Origin of the sequence: Hymenobacter sedentarius, from assembly GCF_001507645.1 — a bacterium.
Classification (GTDB): Bacteria; Bacteroidota; Bacteroidia; order Cytophagales; family Hymenobacteraceae; genus Hymenobacter; species Hymenobacter sedentarius.
On the sequence record NZ_CP013909.1, the window covers coordinates 1,420,616 to 1,446,408 of the forward strand.

The 25,793-nt window shown below is 56.1% G+C and carries 19 protein-coding genes; 8 read left to right on the forward strand and 11 right to left on the reverse strand.

All coding sequences use genetic code 11. The annotated features are described in order from the left end of the window. Window positions 1-91: 91 nt before the first annotated feature. Window positions 92-1,210 (reverse strand): mandelate racemase/muconate lactonizing enzyme family protein, encoded by a 1,119-nt coding sequence (locus AUC43_RS05805; RefSeq protein WP_068190951.1) that lies wholly within the window; start codon window positions 1,208-1,210, stop codon window positions 92-94. Window positions 1,211-1,358: 148 nt separating this feature from the next. Between AUC43_RS05805 and AUC43_RS05810 the strand changes: the two genes are divergently transcribed. After that, window positions 1,359-2,699: a metal-dependent hydrolase family protein gene (locus AUC43_RS05810; protein ID WP_082684934.1), complete on the forward strand. Its 1,341-nt coding sequence runs from the start codon at window positions 1,359-1,361 to the stop codon at window positions 2,697-2,699. A gap of 422 nt (window positions 2,700-3,121) precedes the next feature. On the opposite strand, the gene AUC43_RS20330 is transcribed toward AUC43_RS05810, so the two are convergent. Continuing rightward, the gene (locus tag AUC43_RS20330) at window positions 3,122-4,363 is read right to left on the reverse strand and encodes a T9SS type A sorting domain-containing protein (protein ID WP_157780952.1); all 1,242 of its coding nucleotides are present in this window, start codon (window positions 4,361-4,363) and stop codon (window positions 3,122-3,124) included. Between the two features lie 357 nt (window positions 4,364-4,720). Between AUC43_RS20330 and AUC43_RS05815 the strand changes: the two genes are divergently transcribed. The 3 genes from AUC43_RS05815 (at window position 4,721) to AUC43_RS05825 (ending at window position 8,461) form a co-directional block, all read left to right on the forward strand. Next, window positions 4,721-5,713: an IS3 family transposase gene (locus AUC43_RS05815; RefSeq protein ID WP_068190952.1), complete on the forward strand. Its 993-nt coding sequence runs from the start codon at window positions 4,721-4,723 to the stop codon at window positions 5,711-5,713. A 158-nt stretch (window positions 5,714-5,871) separates the two neighbouring features. Continuing rightward, complete coding sequence (locus tag AUC43_RS05820) at window positions 5,872-6,141, forward strand: amidohydrolase family protein (protein WP_068190953.1); 270 nt, start codon at window positions 5,872-5,874, stop codon at window positions 6,139-6,141. A gap of 208 nt (window positions 6,142-6,349) precedes the next feature. Continuing rightward, window positions 6,350-8,461, forward strand: a complete 2,112-nt coding sequence (locus AUC43_RS05825) for a tetratricopeptide repeat-containing sensor histidine kinase (protein ID WP_068190954.1) — start codon at window positions 6,350-6,352, stop codon at window positions 8,459-8,461. Between the two features lie 23 nt (window positions 8,462-8,484). Here the strand turns inward: AUC43_RS05825 and AUC43_RS05830 are convergent, their stop codons facing one another. Then, on the reverse strand, window positions 8,485-9,198 hold the full coding sequence (locus tag AUC43_RS05830; protein ID WP_071885826.1) for a head GIN domain-containing protein: 714 nt from the start codon (window positions 9,196-9,198) through the stop codon (window positions 8,485-8,487). A gap of 325 nt (window positions 9,199-9,523) precedes the next feature. Here AUC43_RS05830 and AUC43_RS05835 point away from each other — a divergent pair, with 325 nt between their 5' ends. After that, window positions 9,524-10,072: a hypothetical protein gene (locus tag AUC43_RS05835; protein WP_157780953.1), complete on the forward strand. Its 549-nt coding sequence runs from the start codon at window positions 9,524-9,526 to the stop codon at window positions 10,070-10,072. A gap of 135 nt (window positions 10,073-10,207) precedes the next feature. Here the strand turns inward: AUC43_RS05835 and AUC43_RS05840 are convergent, their stop codons facing one another. The 6 genes from AUC43_RS05840 to AUC43_RS05865 all read right to left on the reverse strand — a co-directional run bounded on the left by AUC43_RS05840 (window position 10,208) and on the right by AUC43_RS05865 (window position 17,034). Continuing rightward, on the reverse strand, window positions 10,208-10,678 hold the full coding sequence (locus AUC43_RS05840) for a hypothetical protein (protein WP_068190958.1): 471 nt from the start codon (window positions 10,676-10,678) through the stop codon (window positions 10,208-10,210). Between the two features lie 79 nt (window positions 10,679-10,757). Then, window positions 10,758-12,800 (reverse strand): excinuclease ABC subunit UvrB, encoded by a 2,043-nt coding sequence (uvrB, locus tag AUC43_RS05845; RefSeq protein WP_068190960.1) that lies wholly within the window; start codon window positions 12,798-12,800, stop codon window positions 10,758-10,760. A 98-nt stretch (window positions 12,801-12,898) separates the two neighbouring features. Beyond that, window positions 12,899-14,611 (reverse strand): porin family protein, encoded by a 1,713-nt coding sequence (locus AUC43_RS05850; RefSeq protein ID WP_157780954.1) that lies wholly within the window; start codon window positions 14,609-14,611, stop codon window positions 12,899-12,901. Continuing rightward, window positions 14,601-15,251, reverse strand: a complete 651-nt coding sequence (locus AUC43_RS05855) for an RNA polymerase sigma factor (RefSeq protein ID WP_082684937.1) — start codon at window positions 15,249-15,251, stop codon at window positions 14,601-14,603. The genes AUC43_RS05850 and AUC43_RS05855 overlap by 11 nt, the downstream gene beginning before the upstream one ends. A gap of 244 nt (window positions 15,252-15,495) precedes the next feature. Next, the gene (locus AUC43_RS05860) at window positions 15,496-16,254 is read right to left on the reverse strand and encodes a shikimate dehydrogenase family protein (protein ID WP_068190964.1); all 759 of its coding nucleotides are present in this window, start codon (window positions 16,252-16,254) and stop codon (window positions 15,496-15,498) included. 117 nt (window positions 16,255-16,371) lie between these two features. Continuing rightward, a complete protein-coding gene (locus AUC43_RS05865; RefSeq protein WP_068190966.1) occupies window positions 16,372-17,034 on the reverse strand; it encodes a DedA family protein in 663 nt (220 codons plus the stop codon). Between the two features lie 489 nt (window positions 17,035-17,523). Here AUC43_RS05865 and AUC43_RS05870 point away from each other — a divergent pair, with 489 nt between their 5' ends. Continuing rightward, window positions 17,524-18,447, forward strand: coding sequence for a bestrophin family protein (locus tag AUC43_RS05870; RefSeq protein ID WP_071885827.1), 924 nt, complete (start codon window positions 17,524-17,526; stop codon window positions 18,445-18,447). A 170-nt stretch (window positions 18,448-18,617) separates the two neighbouring features. Continuing rightward, on the forward strand, window positions 18,618-22,028 hold the full coding sequence (locus AUC43_RS20335; protein WP_082684938.1) for a T9SS type A sorting domain-containing protein: 3,411 nt from the start codon (window positions 18,618-18,620) through the stop codon (window positions 22,026-22,028). A 109-nt stretch (window positions 22,029-22,137) separates the two neighbouring features. Here AUC43_RS20335 and AUC43_RS21700 read toward each other — a convergent pair whose 3' ends face one another. Further along, window positions 22,138-22,266: a hypothetical protein gene (locus AUC43_RS21700; RefSeq protein WP_257721717.1), complete on the reverse strand. Its 129-nt coding sequence runs from the start codon at window positions 22,264-22,266 to the stop codon at window positions 22,138-22,140. Window positions 22,267-22,461: 195 nt separating this feature from the next. Between AUC43_RS21700 and AUC43_RS20340 the strand changes: the two genes are divergently transcribed. Continuing rightward, on the forward strand, window positions 22,462-24,789 hold the full coding sequence (locus tag AUC43_RS20340) for a T9SS type A sorting domain-containing protein (RefSeq protein ID WP_082684939.1): 2,328 nt from the start codon (window positions 22,462-22,464) through the stop codon (window positions 24,787-24,789). A 109-nt stretch (window positions 24,790-24,898) separates the two neighbouring features. On the opposite strand, the gene AUC43_RS05885 is transcribed toward AUC43_RS20340, so the two are convergent. Beyond that, on the reverse strand, window positions 24,899-25,729 hold the full coding sequence (locus AUC43_RS05885; protein WP_068190971.1) for a phosphosulfolactate synthase: 831 nt from the start codon (window positions 25,727-25,729) through the stop codon (window positions 24,899-24,901). Window positions 25,730-25,793: the final 64 nt, after the last annotated feature.

Genomic DNA, 25,793 nt, shown 5'->3' on the forward strand with positions numbered 1-25,793 from the left:
TAGGGGCGGTAGGATAAGCTGTAGTTGCTTGCGCGGTGTAGTTAGGTCGACTGCGCTCAGCTTGACCGGCTGCGTCACATAAGCTTTAAAATCAGTCAAACACCCGTTTCTCGGCGTGCCGCAGGTACTGCTCGTCGATAACCGCGCCCAGCCCAGGGGTGGAGGGGACGTCAATCACGCCCTGGGACAGATACTGAATGCCGCCGACCACTGGGTCTTCGGCGTACATGAGCGGGGTATCAAAATCGCAGTGGTGAATGGCGTCGTTGGTGAGGGCCAGGTGCGCGGCGGCCGTCATGCCCAGGCGGGATTCCATGAAGCCGCCGACCTGCAGGGTCATGCCGGCCGCGGCGCCCAGCTCAACAATCTTCTGGGCCTTGTGCAGTCCCGAGGCCTTGCCCAGCTTGACGTTGAACTGCGGGCAGGCGCGCAGCTGAATCAGGCGTGCGGCGTCGTGTTCGTCGCCGCAGCTTTCATCGGCCATGATGGGAATGGGGGAGGCCGCCGATACCCGGCCCATGTCCATGTACAGGTGGCGGGAAATGGGCTCTTCGCAGTGGTCGATGCGGTAGGGGGCCAAGGCCTGGAGCATGGCAATGGCCGCGTCGGCCGTGTGCCAGCCCTGGTTGGCGTCGATGCGCAAGGGGTGGTCGGGGCCGATGCCTTCCCGGATGGCCCGAATGCGCGCCACGTCGGCTTCCAGGGTTTCGCCCAGCTTAACTTTGATGGCCGGAAAGCCCTGCTGCTGAAATCGAATGGCGTCGGCCTGCATTTTTCCGGGCGGCCCGAGGCTCACGGTCATGTCGGTGGTGAGTACCTTATCGGCGTGCCCGCCCAGGTAAGCGTAGAGCGGCACGCCGGCGTGCTGGGCCGCTACGTCGTGCAGGGCCATGTCGAAGGCGCTTTTGATGCTGCTGTTGCCGTAGATGATGCGGTTCATCAGAGCCACGCAGCCGGCAATGTCGAGCGCATCGTGCCCGTGCAAGCCCCGCGCTAAATATTGAGCCACTGCAAAACAGGTATCAATGCTCTCGCCATTGATGGTGAGGTAGGGGCTGCATTCGCCGTAGCCGGTGCAGCCGTCGGCCGTCCGAATCCGGATGACGACATTCTGCACCTCGTTGATGGGACCCAGGGAAATAACAAACGGCTCCTTCAGCGGGAGAAACAGTTTGAAAATCTCAATGGATTGGATGGTGGAATTCAGCATGGCGCGGGATAAGGCGGGGTGCACAAAGCTGCCGGATGCCGTGAATGATACCAAGCAAGCCGGCTTTTTACAAAGAATACAATGTAATGGACGAAGCCAATCCAGTAGCTTCGTTCCATCATCCTGTTTACGCTAACCGAAAGTGCTGATGTTGTCGACCACTGGCTGGTGCCCCCGAAAGCCCAACTGCCGCATTGCCCTCAAAAAAGGCACTCACTTTAAGAAATTGAGCTGGAGCGTGCTCTTGCTTTGCTTTGCCGGTGCACTGCGTGCCCAAACCTTGCCCGAGCCCGCTACGCTGCTGCGGCCGGCCGCCGTGTTCGATGGCCAGGCCATGCACGCTGGTTGGGCCGTGCTGGTCGAAAACGATAAGATTACGGCGGCAGGCCCCGCGGCGCAAGTGGCTTTGCCGGCCGGTGGGCGTACCCTCGACCTGCCGGACCTGACCCTGATGCCCGGCCTGATTGAGGGCCATTCGCACCTGTTGCTGCACCCCTACAACGAAACCCCCTGGAACGACCAGGTACTGCTTGAGCCGCAGGCGCTGCGGGTGGCGCGGGCCACGGTGCATGCCCAGCGCACGCTGCTGGCCGGCTTCACCACGGCGCGCGACCTGGGCACCGAGGGCGCCGACTACGCCGATGTGGGGCTAAAGCAGGCCATCAACCAGGGCATCATTCCGGGGCCGCGCCTGCTGGTGGCCACCCGCGCGCTGGTAGCCACGGGCAGCTACGGCCCCAAGCTTTCGACCGACGTCGACGTGCCCCAGGGCGCGCAGGAGGCCGATGGCGTGGATGGCATCGTGCGGGCCGTGCGCGAGCAAATCGGCAAGGGCGCCGACCTTATCAAGGTGTACGCCGACTACCGCTGGGGCCTGAACAGCACGGCCCAGCCCACGTTTTCGCAGGAAGAGCTGACGTTAATCGTGCAAACGGCGCGCTCGGCGGGCCGCGGCGTGGTGGCCCACGCCAGCACGCCCGAAGGCATGCGGCGCGCCATCCTGGCCGGCGTCGAAACCATTGAGCACGGCGACGATGGCACCCCCGAAATCTTTAAGCTGATGAAGCAGCGCGGCGTGGCGCTGTGCCCCACCGTGGCCGCTGGCGATGCCATTGCCCAGTACCGGGGCTGGAAGAAAGGGCAGGGCCCCGTGCCGGTTCGCATCGAGCAGAAGCACCAGAGCGTGCAAGCGGCCCTCAAAGCTGGCGTAACGCTGGCTATGGGTGGCGACGTGGGCGTATTCCCCCACGGCGACAACGCCCGGGAGATGGAGCAGCTGGTGAAGGAATTCGGCCTCACGCCGCTGCAAGTGCTGCGCCAGGCCACCAGTGGCAACGCCCAGATTTTTCACCTCGCTGACCGCGGCAGCATCCGCCCCGGCCTGCTGGCCGACCTGGTGGCCGTGGCCGGCGACCCCACCCAGGACGTGGGCGCCGTGCGCAAAGTGCAGCTGGTGATGAAAGGCGGTGTGCTCTACAAACAGCCGTGAGGAAGTACTGCCGCAATAACTTGTGCGTTCATTCATCGACCTCTCCTGCTTAATAAGGTGAGCGAAGCGATTTATCAGGTCTAAACGGACCCCGGGAATATGATAGATTTATTTTGTGGTTGGTTTAGCCGAAAGCAGCGACAGCCCACTGGATAAGGCTACTAACTAGGTCGAACAGAATCAGGACGTACATTTCCTGCATCATAACCGTAAATAGAATTTAGAGTCGCCCGACAACCGGCGTAAATACTCACGATGTTTTCAAGGTCGGAGCGCTGCGCTTAGCTTTTGCGAGCCATAGCTCGCAAGCTTCCAATTATAAGCCAACGATGCCCCTCGAAAAGGCACACAGTTAGTTGAAATACAGTGTCCTAGGCTCCCACAAGCTTTATGCTCCAAACCTGAAAACCAGTCCAGATAGTCTATTGACGAATTAATCGCTGGATGTTACGGTCCGATTTATTGCTCAGTTCCAGGAAAAATGTTCCTTTGGGAAGCGTAGTTAAATCAAGCTTGTCGTTACCGATTGCTTCACCAAAAAGCACAGCTTGGCCTGTACTATTGAGGATACGGTAATGTACAGCGCCCATGTTAGTTGGAAGTATAACTGTGCCAGAGGTGGGGTTTGGGTACACGCTTACATCGTTCAGCATGGTATTTTGAACAGCCACAACACGAGAGAAAATGCTTGTTCCGTCTGTGTCTACTTGGCGGAGACGGTAATAAGCTGTGCAAGAGAGCGGCCGGCTATCCGAAAATAAATATTCGTGTGCGCTACTACTATTGCCCAGCCCTCGCACGATTCCAATAGTTTGGAACAATTCGCCATTTGCACTGCGCTGTACATCGAAATGGTCGTTGTTTTTTTCGGAAGCTGTAGCCCAATTAATGGCAATTCCTTGCACCTTCGGGGTGGCTTCGAAGCGTGTTAATGTAACTGGAAGGGGAGAAGCGTCGCCAGAAGTTAATGTAACATTGTCAACCAAGAGTACATTCCTTACTCCCCCAGTTCCTGCAGTAAGTACTATTCGGACCTCAACTCGCGTTCCAGCAGTTGAAGATGAGGGCAAGGTTATAATTATTCGATTAATATAGGAGTTAATGGAAGTCATTTCTATTGACTTCGATACGTTGTAGCTACTTGAAAATAAGATTGGGTTACTATCAAAGAAAAATCGTGGGCCAGAACTAGGTGCTGTTATGCTCAATTGTGGTATCGTTGGAAACCCAGTGCGGTTAATATTGAGGTACACATCTATTCTTGATGCATCTGAGAAAGTTGCGACAGGGTTTGCTAAGTCGAAGGATAGCTTATTAGTGGCTAATGCTCCTGAACCTATAGTAAAGGTTCTTTCCGAAAAGTTTAGGGTTGTAGTTGAGGCTGAAGTAGGGCCGTTTCCGTTATTAGTCTTTTGTACTCCATATGCACCTGTACCGTCTGCCTCTGTAAACGTACCTCCTGTTCGATTAAAGTATCCACCGTCCGTAGAAATAAACCGCCATTCTGAAGCCGTGGGAAATTTGCTGTCAAAATTCTGCGTCAAAGGGCTGGTTTGCGAAAAGGAAAAGGAAGGAATGATAACAAGGAGTAAAGTTCTTATTATTATGCATTTCCAGTTGTCAGAGCTAAGCTGACGTGCAAAGGATGCGAATTGTTTTTGCATAGAAAAATAGAAATTAGTATTTTGTAAAAACATGGTTGTTCATGAAAAATTGGAAGTCATAAAAAAATTATCTCTGATTTATGAGAACAGGTAGAAATGAAAGTTCAAAAACTATAGCATTAAGCAAACCGCACTAGACTCGGTAGAAAGCCTATCCTTGAGATTGAGCGATATCCATTTACAATATAAGGACTAATTTCTCTCAGAATATAAATAAGTGAAGCACTTTAGGGTCACATGTATAGTTTGGGACGTGTTGTGTTGAGAGAAAGTCTTACTCGAATGCCCTATGTGAGCGGATAATTATGAGGTGGTCGGGTAAATCAGGACAGAATGGGGTCTTATCTTTCCTTCGTCATGAAAGACAGCCCGCAACTTGTTCAACGCCGCCGTTACGATGCCGCCTTCCGAGCGGAAGCGTTTCGCCTAGCCGGCGAAAGCCACTCCACGCAGGCGGCCGCCCGCCCTTTAAATATCAGCTCGAAGCTGCTCTACAAGTGGCAGAAAGAGTCTCTTACCCCGGTGGTGGCGGCCCGCGGCGCAGCACTCGACCCGGTCACCGCCGCCGAGCTGCGCCAGCTGCGCGCCGCCAACCGGCGGCGGGTGCAGGAGCTGGAAATTTTAAAAAGCCATCGCCATCTTCTCGCACACACCAGACCAATGAGCCGTTACCGTTTCATCGAAGCGCAGTGGGACCACTACCCCGTGCGGCTGCTCTGCCAACTGGTGGCGGTGCCGGCCAGCGGCTACTACGCGTGGCAACAAGCGCAGCAACACAAGGCCGAGCAGCAGGAGCCGGCTTGGGAAACGGCGTTGCTCAAGGCGTTTGGGATGCATCAGCGCTGTTATGGGACGCGTCGGCTGCGCGTCGAACTGCGCCGCAAGGGCTATCGCGTTGGGCGGCAGCGGCTACGAACGGCCATGCGCCGACGGGGCTTGCACGCGCTCCAGCCGAAAGCGTTTACGCCGCGCACGACCGATTTCATCCGCGGGCTGCGTTGCGCGCCGAACTGGCTGCTCGACCAGCCCAAGTCCGCCCAGGCCAACCAGCTCTGGGTGAGCGACATCACGTGCCTGCCGCTGGCCAACGGCGACTGGGCCTACCTGTCCGCCTTTCAAGATATGGCCAGCAAGCACGTAATGGGCTGGCAAGTAGGGGCCACCATGCCCGAAGAATTAGTGACCCGTGCCTTACAACGGGCCTTTTGGTCCCAGCCGGCCATGCCGGGCCTACTCGTGCACTCCGACCGGGGTGGACAGAATTGTGGCAACGCTTACCGGCAACTGCTGCACGACCACGAAGCCCTGCGCTCGCAGAATCGCCGCGGCGATTGCTACGATAATGCCTAAGCCAAAAGCCTTTGGTCGCGCCTCAAAACCGAAGTACTCGAAGTCCGCGATCGGCCCGTTTTTGCTGATTTTGCTGATTTTGCTGATGCTCAACGCAGCGTCGCCGACTATTCCAGCGTAACTGGACCACCTCAAGAAACAGCTGGTTTCTCGGTGCAATGCACGCCATTGGCAATGTTTTCTCCCACGGCGACAACGCTCGGGAGATGGAGCAGCTGGTGAAGGAATTCGGCCTCACGCCGCTGCAGGTGCTGCGCCAGGCCACCAGCGGCAACGCCCAGATTTTTCACCTCATCGACCGCGGCAGCATCCGCCCCGGCCTCCTGGCCGACCTGGTGGCCGTGGCCGGCGACCCCACCCAGGACGTGGGCGCCGTGCGCAAAGTGCAGCTGGTGATGAAAGGCGGTGTGCTCTACAAACAGCCCTGAGCCGTTGAACTAAGCCGAAAACCGCTGCTACTTACCGGAGCTGAAGTTGAGCTGAATAGTGCGTGAAAATGGGCTAATACTGAAGGCCAGGAAAGCCACGCTTCGCGCTGTTATTGTAATTGCCTTATAAAGAGAATTTTTAACGGCTTAATAGATTAAAATCAATATCTTAACGGTGGGTTGCATTTGCTGGTACTGACCGTTCCGTATGAAAAAACTGCTCTTCCTCTGCTGGCTCATGGCACTGGCAGCAAGTGCGCAGGTGCAGGCCCAGGTCACGGCGCGCCTGCAGGCTGCCGTGCGGAACCACGTGCAGGCCGATACCGGGCGCGTGAACCTGCTCAATGCGCTGGCTTTGGCTCAATATGCGACTGCGCCCCAGCAAACCTTCGCGGCTTACCAGGAAGTCCTGCCCCTTGCCCGCCGATTGCACTATGCCCCCGGGGAAGCGGAAGCACTGCTGGGATTGGGCTTTTATCACCGGTTTCGAAACGAGTACGGGCCCGCAATAGCCTATACGCAACAAGCGCAGCAGATATTCCGGCGGCTCGGCGACGGCCTGAACCTGGTGAAATGCCTGTATAACCTATCGTATATCGAATTTGGGCAAGGCCATTTTGCACAAGCTATGGCCTACAGCTTAGACGGCTTGCGCCAGGCCGAAGCCCTGCACAATAAGCACTGGGCCATTTTGCTCTATAGCCAACTGGGCAATACCTACCTGCAGCTAGGGGAATACGATAAGGCCCACCAGTACTTGGTGCAGGGCTTGCGCTTGGCCGAACCGGCGGGTGACCTGAGCGGAATTGGCCACTGCGCCATGATTCTGGGCGACGTGTACCGCCAGCAAGGCCACTGGGCGCAGGCCCGTCGGTATTACGAGCGGGGCTTGGCAACTTCCACTGGGAACTCCGCAGATAAAGGCATTACCCTGACCCTTCTGCGAATTGGGGCCATGGACGAGCGAATGGGGCTTTACCGGGAAGCCTTCGCTACGGGCTTCCGGATTTTGCGCCGGATAAAGCGACTGAGTGACGTGGGCAGCCTGCCCGAGGCCCAGCTGCTCCTGGCCCAGGCACACCTGCACGCGGGGCGGCTCGATAGCGCCTTGGTGTACGGGCGGCAGGCATTGCGGGCCGGCCAGCGCAGCGGCACCAAAAGCACCAGCCGTGACGCCAGCGAGGTACTAGCGGAAGCCAGCGCTCGGCTGGGGCACTTCGCCGATGCCTACCGCTACCACGTGTCGTTTAAAGCGTATCAGGACAGCCTCAATAGCCAGGACCTCAGCCACCGCACGGCCGCGCTGCAATACCAGTTTGAGCTGGATAAGAAGCAGTCCCAAATCCGGTTGCTGACCCGCAACGAGCAGCTGATTCGGCAGAAAAACCAGCAGCAGCGCTGGCTGCTGCTCGGGGCCATGGTGGGCTTGGCGGCAGTAGGCGGGTTGAGCGGCTTGCTCTGGCGCAACAACCGGGCGAAGCAGCGAGCCAATGCCCGGCTCGAACAGCAGCAGCAGGCCCTCAAGGCCGCGCAAGCCCAACTCATTCAAAAAGAAAAGATGGCCTCGCTGGGCGAGCTCACCGCCGGCATTGCCCACGAGATGCAGAACCCGCTCAACTTTGTCAACAACTTCGCCGATGTGTCGGCGGAGCTTGTCGAAGAGTTGGCGGAGGAGCACCAACGCATCGCCCGCGATACGGCGCTGGAAACCGAGCTCATGGACAGTTTGCGGCAGAACCTGCACAAAATCAGCGGCCACGGGCGGCGGGCGGCCCGCATCGTGACCGGCATGCTGGAGCACGCCCGCCCAATCAGCGGCGTGCGCCAGCCCACCAACCTAAATGCACTGGTAGCAGAATACCTACGGCTCGCGGCCCACGGCCCCCACACAACGGCCCCCGCCTTCCACCCTACGCTCATCACCGACTTTGCGGCCGATTTGGGCTTGGTTGAGGTCGTGCCTCAGGAAATAGGGCGGGTGCTGCTGAATGTGTACGCCAATGCCCTCTACGCCGTGCAGCAAAAAGCTGCCACGCTCGGCCCAACGTACCACCCCGAAATCGTAGTCAGCACGCGGCGTTGCGCGGCGCAGGTCGAAATCCGGGTGCGCGATAATGGAGTGGGCATGCCCGCGGCGGTGAAGGAAAAGGCGTTTCAGCCCTTCTTCACGACCAAGCCTGCGGGCGAGGGCACCGGATTGGGCCTCTCGCTCAGCTATGACATCATTACCCAAGGCCACGGCGGTACGCTCAGCTTAGAATCTCAGGAAGGAGAATGCACCGAAGTGGTGCTCGCATTTCCATTGGCTCAGGCCACTTGATAGGTGCCCACGACTATGTTGCTTTACTGCACCCGGCGCACACTGCTGCCGCCGCTGTGCGAAGCGTTGACCAGGCGAGCGTTGCCCTTGTAGCGCACGTCGCTGCCACCGGAAGCGCTGGAGTTAAGCTCGCCTTCGACGGATATCTTGACAACGGAGCCGCCGCTGGCGTTGACGCTGGCAGTGTTGCTTTGCAGGGCAAATGCGTTGTAGTCGGAGCCACCGCTTACCTCTACTTTCTGGCGGTCGACGCGGCCGGCCAGGTCCACGTCACTGCCGCCCGAAGCCACGCTGCGCAAGGTCTTGGCGGTTAGGGTGAGCTTCACGTCGGAGCCGCCGCTGGCTTCCAGGTTGAAATCGTCGGCGGTGAAATTGGATTCGCCTTTGGCATCGGCGCCCCCGCTCATGGCCAAGCCGGTAAGGCGGGGGCAGGTGATGTATACGTTGACGTTACCCTTGCCTTTCAGCAGGTTCTTCAACGAGTAATTCCGCTCCCAACCGATTTTCAGGGTGCCGTCCTGCACTTCCGTCACCACGTGCTCCTGGGCTTCCGGCGAGGCTTCCACCACCACCTTGGTGTTGGGGCCTTGGGTCAGGTAGACATCAATGCCACCGCCGGACTGCACCGCCTGGAAGCTGCCCACCTGGCGGGGCTGCTTTACCTGGGCCTGCGCCGTGCAGGAAGCAAGGGTGACGGCCGCAATGGCCAACGCGGAGGACCAAACAGAGATTTTCATAGCAAAAGCAGAATAAAGGTGTGGTGCGATTGATGCCTGAATGCGCCCCGGGGTTGCCTGATGGTTTCGGGCTCGTCGGTACGGGTTTAGCGCATGGAAATTACGCCTGAAAGCGGCTGAATCCTATGCCAACTCCCGCCCGATGCAGCAGTTGAGCTAAAATTGAGCTGTTTAGTGACCAGCTAATAATTCGCGTTCAATAACCGCTTTGCGAAGCTTTAATGCTCAGCTTACTATGTACAAAAACAGCGCGGGGCTAATACAAATGCCCGTTGATCCATAGTTTTACTGCTATTCTCTTCTCTCCAAATAATTATTTTCATTGATGAAGCTTACTCTACGCAGTCTACTGGTTGCCGCTTTGTTGAAAATGGCCGTTGTGTCGGCCCACGCCCAAACGGCCCCGCCCGTCGCCGAGCCCGCGGCGGCAGCTGCGCCCGCCAGCGCCGTGCCGGCCGCTCCGGTGGCCTCGACCCCCATCGTCGAGCCCTTGCTTTCGCCGGAGCTCGCAAAAGGCAAATACAAGGATTATCTGAACGTGCGCTACGCCGCCGACAAAGAAGCCCGGGCTGCCGTGCACATGTTTAACCGCAAGCAAACCGGGGGGGTGGTATGGCTGGTGGGAGGCGGAGCCTTTCTTGGCTTTTTAACTTCACAGACCGGCACCAAGACCGATGCCAACGGTATGACTACTACGTTCACCATCTCGCCGTTCGGGTACCTCGTATTCGCAGGCCTGCCCGTTGCGCTTGCCATCGGCAAGTTTTCGCGCTTCAACAATGGCGAGCTGTACAAAATGCTCCGGGAGTACGATAAGACCCACAAACTGCCCGGCTACGTAGTAGCGAAGCTCGGCAAGTCGGACTACCAATAGGACGGCTTTTCGGAAGCACTGAATCGGGCCGTGCGTCGGATGGGCGGCTACGAAGCGGCGGGTCTGGCTGAAACACAAAGAGCGGGCCGCTAACGCAGAAGCCAGCGGTCCGCTCGAAGCCCGGCTGCAAATCGATTAAAGGGCTTTGCGAAAAAGATAGCGGGTCTCTGAGGAACCGTGAAATGACGTAGTAGCCTTATAAATGGGGTTGTTAGCGTCGGTTGATTTCGAATCTTTCTCGATTTTTTGCGTTGCGCCCGTTGTCCAGGATTCCGTGCGCATTTCAACAAATTCCCACCCATCGGCGGAAAGTTCGTTGATTGTTTGCATCAGTAGTACTTGCAGCTCGCCAAAGTAATTAGAGTTGAACATGTAGCGTTTGGGCTCGAGTTTGATTTGCCCGCGCCACGCGGGCGCGAGCCAAACGCAGTATGCACCAGGGGATACCAACTGGTACTGATAGAGTACTCCCGGAGTCTCCTTAAAAGCTGTGGTGTTCACTGTACACAGCCGGCCGGACTCGGGAAAGGGCAGCGACACGGGAACCGCCTGGGCTGCAGCCAATCGAGCCACCATTAGGCATGTAAAGAGTAGCAAGACTTTCATAATGGTATAGGCAGAAAAAGGGTTAACAACGCAGCTCATCTGCGTTGTTAACCCTTTTTTCGAATATCATGCCAACTGGCTAGTCACGCTTGCCCTTGAGCATGGTTTTCAAGGCCGCCAGCTCGTCGCGCAGCTTGGCGGCTTGCAGGAAGTCGAGCTCTTTAGCCGCGGCTTCCATCTGCTTCTCGGTGGTTTTGATGAGCTTTTCCAGCTCGGGGCGGGTCATCATGGCCACCACGGGCTCGGCGGCCAGCGCCAGGGCGGCCCCGTCGGAATCGGGGCCGGCGTAGGCCTGGTTGTCGAGTACGCGGTAGTCGGACAGCGACGTCTGGCCCAAGATTTCGGCGTGGCTCTTGCGCACCGTGCGCGGCGTGATGCCATTCGCCTCGTTGTAGGCGGCCTGGGTGGCGCGGCGGCGATTGGTTTCGTCGATGGCGCGCTGCATGGAGCCCGTGATGCGGTCGGCGTACATGATGACCTTGCCCTTGTCGTTTCGTGCGGCACGGCCCATGGTCTGAATCAGGCTGCGCTGGTCGCGCAGGAATCCTTCCTTGTCGGCATCGAGGATGGCCACCAGGCTCACTTCGGGCAAGTCGAGGCCCTCGCGCAACAGGTTCACGCCGATGAGCACATCGATTTCGCCCAGGCGCAGCTTGCGCAGGATTTCCACGCGGTCCAGCGTCTTCACGTCGGAGTGCACGTATTCTACCTTGATGCCGAGGCGGTCCATGTACTTGCTCAGCTCTTCGGCCATGCGCTTGGTGAGGGTGGTCACTAGCACCCGGTCGCCCTGCTTCACCCGCTCGTCCACTTCGTCGAGCAGGTCGTCAATCTGATTGACGCTGGGGCGAATGTCAATTTCGGGGTCGAGCAGGCCGGTGGGCCGGATAATCTGCTCCACCACCACGCCACCCGCTTGGGTCAGTTCATAATCCGAAGGCGTGGCCGACACATACACAGCCTGCCGGTACATACTTTCGAACTCGTTGAAGGTCAACGGCCGGTTGTCGAGCGCCGAGGGCAGGCGGAAGCCGTACTCGATGAGAGCGGTTTTGCGGCTGCGGTCGCCGCCCCACATGGCCCGGATTTGGGGCATGGTGGCGTGGCTTTCGTCCACCACCAGCAGGTAGTCGTCGGGGAAGTAGTCGAGCAGGCAGAAGGGCCGCGAGCCCGGCGTGCGCCCATCAAAGTAGCGCGAATAGTTCTCGATGCCTGAGCAGTAGCCCAATTCCCGAATCATCTCCAGGTCGAACTCGGTGCGCTCCATGATGCGCTTGGCTTCGGCGTCGCGGCCTTCCTTTTCGAAGTACGCGTGCTGCAGCACCATGTCGTCTTGAATCTGCTTGATGGCCGTGTTCAGCGTTTCCTTGCCGGTCACAAACAGATTGGCCGGGTACAGGGCCACGCCGTTGGCTTCGTCCGAGAGCTTCTTGCCGCTCACCGGGTCAATCTTGTGCACCGACTCAATTTCATCGCCGAAGAAGTAGAGGCGGAACGCGTGGTCGGCATAGGCCGGAAAGACGTCCACCGTGTCGCCCTTCACCCGGAAAGTGCCGCGCGTAAACTCTACCTCGGTGCGCGAATAAAGAATCTGTACGAACTGATACAGCAGGTTATTGCGCGTGTAGCGCATGCCCGGCTTCAGGAAAATGACGTTTTTGGCGAATTCCTCGGGGTTGCCAATGCCGTAGATGCACGACACCGAGGCGATGACGACGATGTCGCGCCGGCCGCTGAGCAGGGTAGAAGTGGCGTGCAGCCGCAGCTTCTCGATTTCCTGGTTGATGGCCATGTCCTTCTCGATGAACACATCGGAGCTGGCGATGTAGGCCTCGGGCTGGTAGTAGTCGTAATAGCTGATGTAGTACTCGACGGCGTTGTTCGGGAAAAACGCCTTGAATTCGCCGTAGAGCTGCGCGGCCAGGGTTTTGTTGTGGCAGAGCACCAGGGCCGGCTTGCCGGTCTGGGCAATGACGTTGGCCATGGTGAAGGTTTTGCCGGTGCCGGTGGCGCCGAGCAGCACCTGGGCATGCTCGCCGTTGTTTACGCCCTCCACGAGCTTGGCAATGGCCGTGGGTTGGTCGCCAGTCGGCTTAAATTCAGAGGTCAGGTGGTACTCCATGCAACGGGAAAGGTAGGCCGAAAAGGTCAGCCTACCTTAACCACAAACCGGTATTTTGGGTTTCGCGGGAAGTAAAACAGTCGGGAGCCGCCAGCGGGCTACTTGCCAAATTCCACCGCCACATCTATGCCAAAGCCGTAGGGGCGGCTCTCGTGCATGAAGCTGTGGGCCGGGTGGGCATTGAGCGATAGCAGGCCCACTTCGGCCGTAGGGCCCACAGTAAGGGCCCACTTGCCCGCCACGGGCCGAAACTGCGCGCCCACGCCGCCGCGCACATTGGCCAGCACCCGGCGGTAGGGTGTGCCGGCCGAAGTGAGCGAATACGTGCGGGTGGCTTCCGGATTGTCTTCTACCTCGCTCCGCACGCCCAGTAGCGCCGTGACGGCGCCGCCTAGCCGGCCGTAGAGGCTCCAGCCGCGTTTCACGGGGTTGGTGTAGCGCACCTCGACCGGAATGCCCGCCGTGCGGTAGCGGAAATTGGTGGTGCGCAGCCGCCCGGTGCTAATCTGGCCGAGGTCCAGAATCTGCTCGCCCACAAACGCGGCACTCGACGCCGACTTAGCCGTGGCTTGGCCAAATTCGGTCCCCGTGCTCAATGACCAGTGCCCGCCGAGGTGGCGCGTGGCCAGCAAGGCAAGACGCTGGCTCAGGCCGGGGCGCAGGTTTTCGCGGTATTGGGCAGCGGCAAATTCAGTCAGCGCCGGGGAGTCGGCCCCCAGCGCGGGATTGTAGCCATACTCGGGCGCAATGCCGGCCCGTGAGAAGTTGATGTTGGGGTTAAACACGCCCGCCGTGTAGCTGGCGCCGTAGTGCCATTTCTGCACATCTACCGTGGGCAGAGGCTCTGCGGCGGGAAGCAGGGTCAGGCCGTTGGGCAGCATGGCCGCAGTGGGCATAGCCAACGAGGCCGGGCTCAAAGCAAGCAGGCCCACCTGCTCCGGAATGGCAACGGATGAGGCCTGCGTGAGCGCCGCCAAAGCTGGGGACGCCGTAGCGGCACCGGCCAGCGCACTGCCAGCTGTCGTGGTGGCAGCCGTGGCGGCTACGCTGGCTGCCGTGGCTCCAGTAACTGCCGCAACCCGGCTGAAATTGCCGTTCAGGCTGGGCGTTTGGCCGCTGGTCGCGGGCGTGGTGCGAGCCGTAATAGCTGCGGTGCTGCTGGCAGCGGCTCTTTCAGCAGTTGAGCTTGCAGTAGTATTTCGGGTAGCGTTGGCGCCGGTGGACTGTTCCGCATTGCTGGAAGCTACAGGTCCATTTTCCAGTTCGTTGCGAACCGATGCCGAGCCAAAGCCCGTAGCCCGGCTCGCCGAATTAGCGGCAACCGAATATTTGCCTGCGACATACGTCACACTGCCCGTTGAGCCACCGTTGTTTAAGGAACCGTTTGCGGAACCGTTAGCAGAAGTCGCGGCCGCGTTGTTGGTAGCCAATGCATCGGTTATTGCAACTGCGCCAAATTCCGTTACCCCGCCTTTTCCCTTCGGCGCGTTTGCGTTACTAGTAGCCGAAGCACCTGTAGCGCGCGTGGCCGTGGCTACTTCCGTGCCGGCCATGTCGGAGGCACGGTGGGCCCACCAGCCGGTACCGGCTAGCGTGGCCAAAAGCAGGCTGGCCGCAGCCACCCACCGCGTGGCGGCAAGGCGGCGACGGTAGGTTTCGTTTTGGCGAATGAGCAGAGAATTATCAATCTGGTCCCACAGCATGGGGCGCGGGGGCACGGCGGCCTCCTCGCCCAGGTGATGGCGAAATAAGTCCTCTAAGCTACCGGTGGGTTTGGGCGTAGAATTGTCCTCGATAGGATTAACTGACATGGCGGATTGGAGTGCCCAGGCGCTCCAGTTTAGTTTGTAAGATGACCCGGGCCCGGGAATATTGCGACTTGCTCGTGCCCTCCGTGATACCTAATAATTCTCCGATTTCTTTGTGGTTGTATCCTTCTATCGCATACAGGTTGAAGACCATGCGGTAGCGCGGAGCCAGCTCCTGCACCATCTCCAACAGCTCCTGGAAATTATAATTGCTCAGGGTAAATTCTTCGCTGGCCAGGGTTTCGGGGTACTCGCCGTCGCTCACCGCCACCAACGACGCATTGCGGCGATGCTGGCGCAGGGCTGCGTTCACCATAATACGGCGAATCCAAAACTCCAGCGGGCACTCGCGCCGAAAGCTGGCCAGGGTGCGAAACACCGTCAGAAAGCCTTCCTGCAGCACGTCCTCCGCCTCGAAGGTGGTTTGGGCGTAGCGCAAGCACACGGCCATCATTTTGCCGGCGTACTTATCATACAGCAGCTTTTGGGCCAACTGGCGGCCGCGCAGGCAGCCGTCAATCAGCTCGGCTTCGGTGGGCGCGCCGGTGACCGTGGCCCGGCTGGCCGTCAGGCGCGGCGCCACGGGCGTTTGGTCGGGCAGCACGTCGTCGGCACCAAAAGCAAACCAGGTAGCAGTGCTCATGCCGGCAGCCGGGAACCCCTGCCGGCGGGGAAAGAGGTAGAGAAGGTCATTTTCTGCAGCATAGATAAGAACATCAACCAAGCAATGGCCCGCCCCGACGCGGCCTGCTTCTTGTGGATGCACGCCGGCGCCAAAAGGTTGCAACCACTATATAAACAGGTGCGCTGCTCGAATAAATGGAGCTGATTTCTCTGGGGAACTATAACATGCCTCTAAGTTATATGCTAAAATTGAGCTGATTAGCTCAGCTTCCTTTCGGGGGCTGGGCATTCCAGATATCCCAGGCAGCTTCGGCCTGCATGCACAGCATTTCAAACCCGTTCTTCACCTGGGCGCCGGCTTCCTTGCCCTTGGTCATAAACAGCGTTTCCATGGGGTTGTACACCAGGTCGTAGAGGTAATGGCGCTCGGTGAGCGCCTCGTAGGGCAGGCGGGGGCACTGGTCCACGTTCGGAAACGTACCCACCGGCGTGGCATTCACCACGAGGGGGTGGGCGGCCAGCAGCTGTGGGGTGATGTCGTCGTACGTTAGGCCGGGACCCAGCGGGTCGCGGGTCACGGTCCAATACGGAATGCCCAGCTCCTGCAGGGCTACTTCCACCGCCTTGGCGGCCCCGCCGGCGCCCAGCACCAGTGCGCGCGCTGCCTCGCCTCGGTGCGGAAAGAAAGCGCGCAGCGAGTTGCGAAAGCCGATGTAATCGGTGTTGTGGCCCACTAGGCGGCTGGCGGCGGTGCGCTCAATCACGTTCACAGCGCCCACGCGGCTGGCCGACGGGGCCAGGTCGTCGAGGTACGGCACCACGGTTTCTTTGTACGGAACGGTCACGTTCAGGCCCACCAAGTGGGGGTGGGCCGCCAGCAGGCCCGGCAGCTCGCCAATCGTGGCCAGCTCAAACAGGTCGTACTGATGCTCGGCCAGCCCCAGCGAATAGAACTTTTGGGTGAAGAACGTCTGCGAAAAGGAGTGACTAAGGGTGCGGCCAATAAGCCCAAACTGACGCATGATATTTCAACTAGATATAAGAAGCAGTTTCAAAATAACACAAAAAACCGCCCCCGAGCATTGTGCCTGGGGGCGGCTTTGCAAGCAAACTACAATTTTCGTGTCAGCCCAACTTTGCTAGCGCGAGCTGGCGGCCGAGGTACTGGCCATTTTGCTTTTCACAAACGAAACCAGCGGCGGCAGCACCGACAGCGCAATGATGCCGAGAATTACCAGCTCAAAGTTCTTCTTCACCACCTCGATGTTGCCAAACAAATAGCCCACCACCGACAGCGACACCACCCACAGTACCGCCCCCACAATGCTGTACGAGGCAAAGTAGCGGTACGTCATGGTGCCCACGCCGGCCACAAACGGCGCAAACGTGCGCACAATGGGCACGAAGCGGGCCATGATGATGGTCTTGCCGCCGTGCTTGGCATAGAACGCCTGGGTCTGGTCCAGGTACTTGCGTTTGAGGAACCGAAAATCTTCCCGGAACACCCGCGGCCCGAGGTAGTCGCCCACCAGGTAGTTCACGTTGTCGCCGATAAAGGCCGCCGCAATCAGCAGCGGAATCAGTATCCACAAGCTCAGGCCCGTTTCGGGGCGGGCCGCCAGCGCACCGGCTGCAAACAGCAGCGAATCGCCGGGCAGGAAGGGAAACACGATGATGCCCGTTTCGGTGAAAACGATAAGGAAGAGGACGAGGTAAGTCCAGGTGCCGTAGTTGTACACCACGTCCACCAGGGTTTTGTCGAGGTGAAGGAAGAGGTCGAAAAAGTGCTTGAGGGATTCCATGCCAGGCGTAAATGAACCACAAAGAAAACCGCCCCCCGCCGAAGTCCCCGCTCCCGGGCCTTACGACGGTAGTTTCTACCGCCCCGATTGACGCCCCTTCTGGGCAACAGCCTAAGGGTTTTGGCTCAATTCCGTAGCGCAGCAGCAAAAGAAATTTTCTTTTATAAATCCCTCTTGGCCTCGGCAATAGTACCTGTACCTTTGCCGCCCCTGTTGCGGGTAGTGTCGAGGTTAAAAACGTGCTTATTGTGAGTTTGTTATATTCAGTGGCTTAGATAGAGATTGGCTCTCGTGTCAGTAGCGAAATGCTGCTGTTGAGTCACTCACACCTGCCACTAATGGCAACCCATGTGAAAGTTGGCATTGCCTCTGTTTGGCTCCGCGCCATACCTGACCTGGCGCTGTGCTACTCCCGTTCTACCGATTAGGTTTTACTACTCAACCTCAACCAATACTTCCCCGTTGCAGGACTAAATCTATACTTATAGCATGATAGTTTATCAGGGTGGAGACTGGTGGAAGGCCTTGCGGCACTTTCAGACCTCTGCTGTTATTCGCTTGCTGCTAAAGCGCGTGGCGCTGGTGGGCCTGTATGGTTCCGCCATAGCCGTTATCAGCCTCGATTTTCATACACTCAACGTCAAGATTGGCCGCGAATACCTGTCCATTCTGGGTATTCTGCTCAGCCTGTTGCTGGTGTTCCGCACCAACACCGCCTATGACCGGTACTACGAGGGGCGCAAGGTGTGGGGCGTGCTCGTCTCGCAGTGCCGCGGCCTGGCCATGGAGATGAATGCATTGCTACCCCGCGAGGCCAAGTCCAGCCGCCGCTACTTCGCCGCCCTCATCTCCAATTTTCCCATTGCGGTAGAAGGCAGCCTGCGCAACAAGGTGCGCTTCGACAAGATGGAAGCCACGCCCGACATTCTAGAGCGCCTGCAGAAATCCGAAAACGTGGCTTCTACCATCATCGCCGTCCTCATGGAGAGCGTGGAGCAGCTGCGCCAAGTCCAGATTTTCGACCCCATCCATCTCATCAACATCAAGCAGCACTACCTGAGCATGATGTCGGTCAACGGAACCTGCGAGCGCATCAAGGCCACGCCCATTCCGTATTCTTACAGCTTCTTTATCAAGTGTTACATCACCATTTTCATCATGATAATGCCCCTGGTGCTGGTCGACTCCTGCGGCTGGTGGATGGTGCCCATTACCATGATTGGAGCCTACGCCATGCTAGGCCTCGAGATGATAGGCAACGAAATCGAAAACCCCTTTGGGTACGACAGCAACGACTTGCCCATTACCCAACTCTCTAACAAAATCCGGGTGAGCGTACACGACCTGCTTGGCGTGGAGCTCCCAGCCGAAAAAAAGGCCTTGGCCACCGTGCCCTACAGCGTCATTCATTAGTCGGGTTTTCCTAGGTGTTCACCCAGAATATGCCATAGTTCAACAGGGAAAAAACAAAATTCTGAAGACAAGACAATTTGTATAATTTAAATAAAATATTTAATTTATGATGATGTTTTAGACCTTTTTTATACTCGTGCGTATATGCGCCTCATTAGCATGCCTAGGTAGTGCTTTTCCCTCTCGTTTACATCCAATTCAACAGTTTCATGCAATCATTAACCTTTACTCAAAAGCTGTTTCGACAGCGAAACTTCTTTCGTTCCCTAATCCCGCTATTAGCCTTATTTGTAGGTTTGGGCGCAGCAACTACTGTAAGCGCCCAGCAATCAACTGCGACTTTACGCAATGTGGCAGTCACCTATGGGACTAGTACTGCCACTACAGCTACTGGAACCTTCGATGCAGCACCTCTTTCCAATAGCGCCAGGACTCCGAGTGACCGAATCTTCGACGGTACTGATTTTGGATCACTTGATACCAATTCTGGTATGCTCTTGCTCCAAGGTGGTACCATACAAATCAAGGAGACCAATGGCGAAACTTACTCCCAAGCATTTGTTGACTACGGCGTAGCCCCTGGTGTATTCCTAGGGCCCGATATTCCATTAACACAAACGCTGCAGCTGACACTGACAAGCTTTGATGCCGCTACCAATACTCGCACCTTTACCCTAAATGGTGCGGCCCGCAACGTACTGGCGCTTGCTACTACTGCTGGTACTCCAGGTACACAATACCGCTTCGATATTAAAGTGCGGGCTGTGGGCACGAGCGGTGTAAGGGGCAGTGCTCCACTGGTATTAGACGGCGGTGCACGTCAATCAACATTTACGGCTATTTCTTCTCCTCCCCAAACATCAACTGCAACTCTTCGCAATGTTGTTGTTACCTCGGGCACTACTGCTGCTAATGCAACTACCAAGACGTACGATGCCAATGCTACGACTCCGGCCCCAGGCGTGTTCAACGGTACAGATTTTGGGATTTTAGATGCTAATAGCAGCCATCTTCTGTTGCAAGGTGGAGCCATTCAAATTGCAGAAAAGAATGGGGATACGTTTGATGCTGCCGCTATTGCTTTTGTCGTATCACCAGGGGATTTAAATAGCGCTAACACACCGTTCGGGGCAGGGCAGACATTGCCCTTGACACAGACGGGGTATGATGCTGCTACAATGACGCGGACTTTTTCGCTTAGCAATGCAGCTCGTAACATTCTGACCCTCGCAACCACCGGTGGAGCTGGTACTAGCTACCGTTTCGACATTGCTGTGTCAGCATCTGGCATGGATAAGGGTGGGAATCCAATTAGCTTACTTGGCGCAAGACAGCGTTCAGTATTCACCGCAACGGGTTCGCCTGTAATTACTCCAACCCTCACGAATACGACGATTCTTGTTACGCCCAATAGTGGGCCTACTGTATCGTATGATGCTGCTAACGTTTCGCCAAACCCAGACTTTAATGCGGCAGACTTGGGTACGTTTGATATAGTTAGCGGACAACTTGTGCTCAACGGAGGTACCGCGACAACGAATGAGAATGGCCCCAACACTATTAGTAGTGTGACACTATATTATCGTGTCCGGATGGTTGGAGCCGGTGGAGGCGGATTTACTCCGTTGGCCCTCACCCAAACCAATATCACAACAAACGCAGATGGCTCCCGGACGCGGACTTTTGCGCTGTCCACATCTGCTCAGAATCTGCTAGCCTCGGTGACGGCGACTGGTGGCTATAGCGTTGACGCATACCTGCAGGCTAGTGGCTCCAATAGCACGACCGGTTCAAACTTCACCATTAACAACCCAGATAATAATGGGACTTACACCGCTAATTTCACGGTGAATGGTACCCCTATCATTACAACGGTTTGGACCGGCGGATTCAATGACAACTGGTTTGACCCACGGAATTGGACTGACGGTGTACCCACTGCCACCAAAAATGCATTGATTCCTAACTTCGCCAGTGGCACTACCGCCCCTTATCCCAATATTTACAGTGATGCAGTAAAGGCCCCCACGGCTGCAAAGCAACAGCTTAACCCAGACGGAGTCACTTACACAACCATTCCAGCAGACCCAGGATATAGCAACATAGGTTCCGGTAATGCAATGGTGCGCAACCTGACCTTACAGGCTAACTCACAGTTGGACCGAAGCATACTACGTTTGATTATTGGTCGATTGGATGTCTTTGGCAACTTTGACAACCCACAAGGAAGCTTTATTCAACGTGCGGCTGGTATTATCAGCTTCAAAAGCTCCGGTAACCAAACGATTAGTGGCTCAATCAACGGCTTCGTAAATGTTGAGATTGATGGTGGCATTAATAGCATCAAGACCTTGACCAACAGCTTTGCCGTTAAGTCGGGAGGCTACCTGAAATTCATTAATGGTATTTTGCAGACGAATACCGCAATGGTAAGCACCAACTTTATTTCCTTCGAGCCAACTACGACGGACCCCAATACGGGGGTTATATTGCCAGCTGCTCAGTTGTTAGGAGAAACAGAAAAGAGTTTTTTCCGAGGCTTCTTAACGACTACGCAGACTGCAACTGCTGGTACCCGTCAGCCGTTTAGTAATATTGGTATTACTATTACGTTCACTGGCAACGAGCCTGGTGCCGTAACTGTAACTCGTAATAACGCGGACAATTACCCACCTACCGCGTTCAGTGCTAGCCCACCGAAGCCGGGCATCCGGCGGGTGTTTGGTGTGCAGCCCACCAACCCCAATACCAATACCGGTGGGTTGAACGGAAGGCTAGAGTTTCGTTACTTGAGCAATGAGCTTGTAAATCTTCGTACCAATAACGGTACGCCTGCCGACTTTAGCGGCAGCGTGGATCAAAGCAAGCTTTCACTTTATGTTTCGACGACAGGTGGAGACACCTTTACTCAACTCGGTCGCGATTCAAACAGTGGCAATATCTTGGTTAAGAACGGAGTCACCACCTTTGCAACGTTTACCCTCAGTGAGCAGCAAGGCCTATTGCCATTGCCCGTAACGTTGGTAACGTTTGATGCCAAGCGTACTGGTGCCGATGCCTTGGTTACTTGGCAGACTGCTTCCGAACTAAACAACAAGGGGTACAACATCCAAGTGTCGACAAACGGTAAGGATTTCCGTACCATTGGCTTTGTGGGCAGTGCAACGCCAAACAGCACGCGGGTTACCGACTACAGCTTCACCGACGCCGAAAAGAACAAAGTGGGCGTGCGTTACTACCGCTTGGAGCAATTGGATATAGATGGCAAAGTAAATTACTTTGCCCCTCGGGCCGTATCATTCGATGGAAAAGCTACGGAAGGTGGTGCTACTGCCTTCGCTTATCCTAACCCATTCACGAGCGACGTTCGTCTCAACATTGCTTCTGTCTCAGAAGGCAAAGGCTCTGTTCGCATCAACGATATGACTGGCCGTCTTGTGGCTCAACGTCAAATCACACTTGTCAACGGTGTGAACGAGGTGGAGCTGCCTAATCTAGGCGAGCTGAAAAGTGGCATTTACTTGGTCCATGTTACCCTGCCCACGGGCGAGGTGAAGAACTTGAAAGTGGTGAAGCAGTAAACTTGCTGCTTTGGCAATAAAAAAGCCGGTCTCCGCGAGGAGACTGGCTTTTTTGTGGTGTACTCTCCCAAGTTATCAACCGCGTAGTGAGAGGGGTTGAGCGGGCCAGTTAGCCGCGAAGCATGAAGGGGCCAGTTTTGGCGGCTGGGCGGAATACTGGGCCCACGGTGTTCATATCCAGAAAATGCGAGGAGGTGTCGCCGCGCAGCCCGAGCCGGATGGTTTTCAGGCTCACCATTTTCCCCTCTGTAGGATTATTTAGCCCTGCTTAGTCATGGTCTTAACAAATTATAGCTCCACAATTAGTATTATTTAAACAAAATATTTGATTTATATGAATATTTTATGAATTGTTTAAACTGAGCATTATATTTGATATATTCTCTTTCATGGCGACGTTTACCTATCAATTTCATCTCTTTAGCACAGATACATGCAAGCTTTACTCTCTACCCGAAAGCCGTTTCGACAGCAACATTTCCTTAAACGCATTATCCCGCTACTAGCCTTGGTTATCAGTTTGGGTACATCCCAAACGGCCATGGCTCAACGGTATACATCAACAAACTTAACTGTTAGTGCTTCACCAGCAGGCGGAGCTCCTACATCTACAACTTATCGTGGATTTACGGCAAATCCTAAAATAAGCGGCGCAGATTTAGGCAACGGAGCAGAGTTTAACCAAGCTGCTGGTCCTGGACAGGGAAGTTTGGTTATTACGGCTGCTTCCACCACAGCCAACGACGGGGGTACGAGAATAACCTCCTCTGCCATCTACTACCGGGTCTATTTGCAAGGAGCGGGAATTGCCCCGGCTTTTTCACGCGCATTTTTGAACGAAGCGGGTACTAATGGTTCGATTATAACCCATACGGCTACTACTTCTATCGACCTGCTTAATCAACCGTCGGTATTAGGTGGGGGTACTTACACGGTTGAGGTTTATTTCAGGGGCGAATACGATGATGCTGGCACAACAGGAGCATTCTCTGACCCGGCTTCGAGTAACAGCATTCCTCCTGTCGGTTATAAAGCCAGTTTTATGGTTAAAACTCCGCTAACTACTCCAAGCGGAGGGAGTTCTACGTGGATTAGCACCGCCCCCGCTACAGGACAGCCAGCAACGGCAGCCGGTGTCGGCAGCGGGAACACTGATTGGACGAACCCTGGAAACTGGAGCAACGGCGTACCTACGGCTACCTCAGATGCTGTTATTCCGGACCGTTCAACGGGGGTATTCAGGGTTTATCCAATTCTAGACAACCCAACCTATAACTTTGCTGTGAGGAACCTCACCTTAGTGGGCCAAAGCAATTCGTCACGCGGTGAAATAACCATAGAGCAGGCCACCCTCAGGGTATATGGAAATTTGCGCCAAAACGCAGGTGGCCTCAGGGGCACTGTTACTCTTGCACCGGGCGTTAGAAATTCTCTACTGAACTCTACTCTTGTGCTTGCAGGTGCAGACCAGATTATTACTGGTCGTTTGGGGGTTTCCGATGTTATTATTGCGGGCTCAGGTATCAAATCCGTAACCGGCGAATTATCTGCAAGCAACACGCTTTCCTTTCAGCCGGCTAGCCCAGCAAATGGGGTGATAGTTCAGTCGGCTTACGAAGACCAAACCAATGGTTCAGTGGGACCCATTTTTGATACAACCCTGCTAACGCTAATTAATTTAGGGTCTTCCGGAAAAATTAACCAAGAGCCCGGTTTTGCAGAAACGAATGCTTCTTATGTAAGAGGTGTCTTACGCGCTGACCATGCAGTTAATACTGGGGTAATGGAGATATTTGGTAATATTGGCCTTGATATAAATGCCAATTACACCTCTCCTCAGAATCTGATTGTTTTCCGGATTGTTGACGACCCACTACAGAGCCCAACTTCAACCAATGGGAAGGTTGCTGTGCCCATTAAACGTCAGTATTTGGTAGACAATGCATTGGATAGCGAAAACCCTAGCTTTTCTGGTGCAACTCTATCGGTAGTATTTCACTACTTGGATTCGGATAGCGAGCTAAATGGCATTCCGGAGGACAACTTGTTAATGTTCCGGTCAAGGTCGAATGGTCCTCCTTACGCACCAGTATACGGTACGCTAAATACCCTTAATAATACCGTTGCCCGTCCCGGCTTATCTAGCCTAACTCGCTTCACGCTTACATTGGGCGATAGAGCAAACCCACTGCCCGTTCGCCTGACGGCATTCGATGCCAAGCGTATGGGCGCTGATGTCCTGGTGACGTGGCAAACGGCAAGTGAAGAGAACAGCAAGGGTTACGACGTACAGGTTTCGACCGACGGTAAGGTGTTCCGCATGCTGGCTTCGGTGCCGAGTGCTAACCCCAACACCATGAAGCTGAATTCTTACAGCTACTTGGATACTGAGAAGAACAAGGCCGGCACGCGTTACTACCGCCTGCGGCAGGTTGACCTCGACGGCAAAGAGACATTTTTTGCTCCGGTGTCTGTAAGCTTCGATGGCAAAGTGGCCGAAACCACATTGGTGGCTTATCCGAACCCTTTCAACGGCTTTGACAAACTGCATGTAGCCCTGACGTCGATTGCAGGTGGCAAAGGCCATCTGCGCATCACCGACATGACCGGCCGTACTATCCGTCAGGAGAGCGTGGAGCTGAATTCGGGCCTGACTGACCTGTCGGTGAACGGCTTGGCTGACCTCAAAGCCGGCATCTACATCGTTAACCTTACCCTGCCCACGGGCGAGGTGAAGAACCTGAAAATAGTGAAGCAATAATTCGACTGCTTGCAGCAATAAAAAAGCCGGTCTCCGTGAGGAGGCCGGCTTTTTTGTGTGTATTCTCCTTCGTGATTAACGGTGGGAGCAGGGGCGTAGGGCTGGCTGTTTAGCCGCGTGGCATGGACGTGCCGGGCTTGCCCGTTTTGGCAGCTGGCCGGAACATGGGGTCCACGGCGTCCATGTCCAGAAAGTGCGAGAAGGTGTCGCCACGCAGGCCGAGCCGGATGGTTTCGAGGCTCACGACCTCATTGGGCGCAATATTACCCAGGTTCACATTGGCGCCCAGTAGTTTAATGAACCACACTTGCTGGGCCTTCTGGGGGGCTTCCCACAGTATCTTTTCCGAAGGAATCTTGGTCAGGATTTCCTCTACCAGGCCGGAGCGAACTTCGCCGGTGCTGCGGAACAGGCCCACGTTGCCGCCCTCTCGGGCTTCCCCAATAACCTTAATGGCGCCCGCGGCCAGCTCCGTCTCCATTTGCGAAATCCACTTATAAGGCGGAATGATTTTTTCAGCATCCTTGGAGCCCACCTCGCTCAGTACCTGTACCGACTTGCTTAAGTCGCGAATGTACTCGCATTTACGGTCGTGGTCGAGGTCAATGCTGCCGTCGGATACTTCGGCGTACTCCATGCTGTAGGTGTCCAGTAGGCGGCGGTAATCGTCGTATTGATTGCGGATGATGAAGGCCTCGAACAGCGTGCCGCCGAAATAGACCGGCACGCCGGCCGCCCGGTAGATTTCCAGCTTGCGCTTGAGGTTGGGCACCACATACGACGTGGCCCAGCCCAACTTTACCACGTCGGTGTATTCACCGCCTACTTCAAGGAAATCTTCCACTTCACGCAAGCTCATGCCCTTGTCCATAACCATGGTATAGCCTTGTTCGCGGGGTTTGGGGGGGCGCTCGGGGAGTTGGGAAAGTTCGTAATTCATCAACTATTGGGATAAAGGGGTGAAGAGGAAGCTGCCGGCCGCAAGGGGTGGTACCGGCAAACAA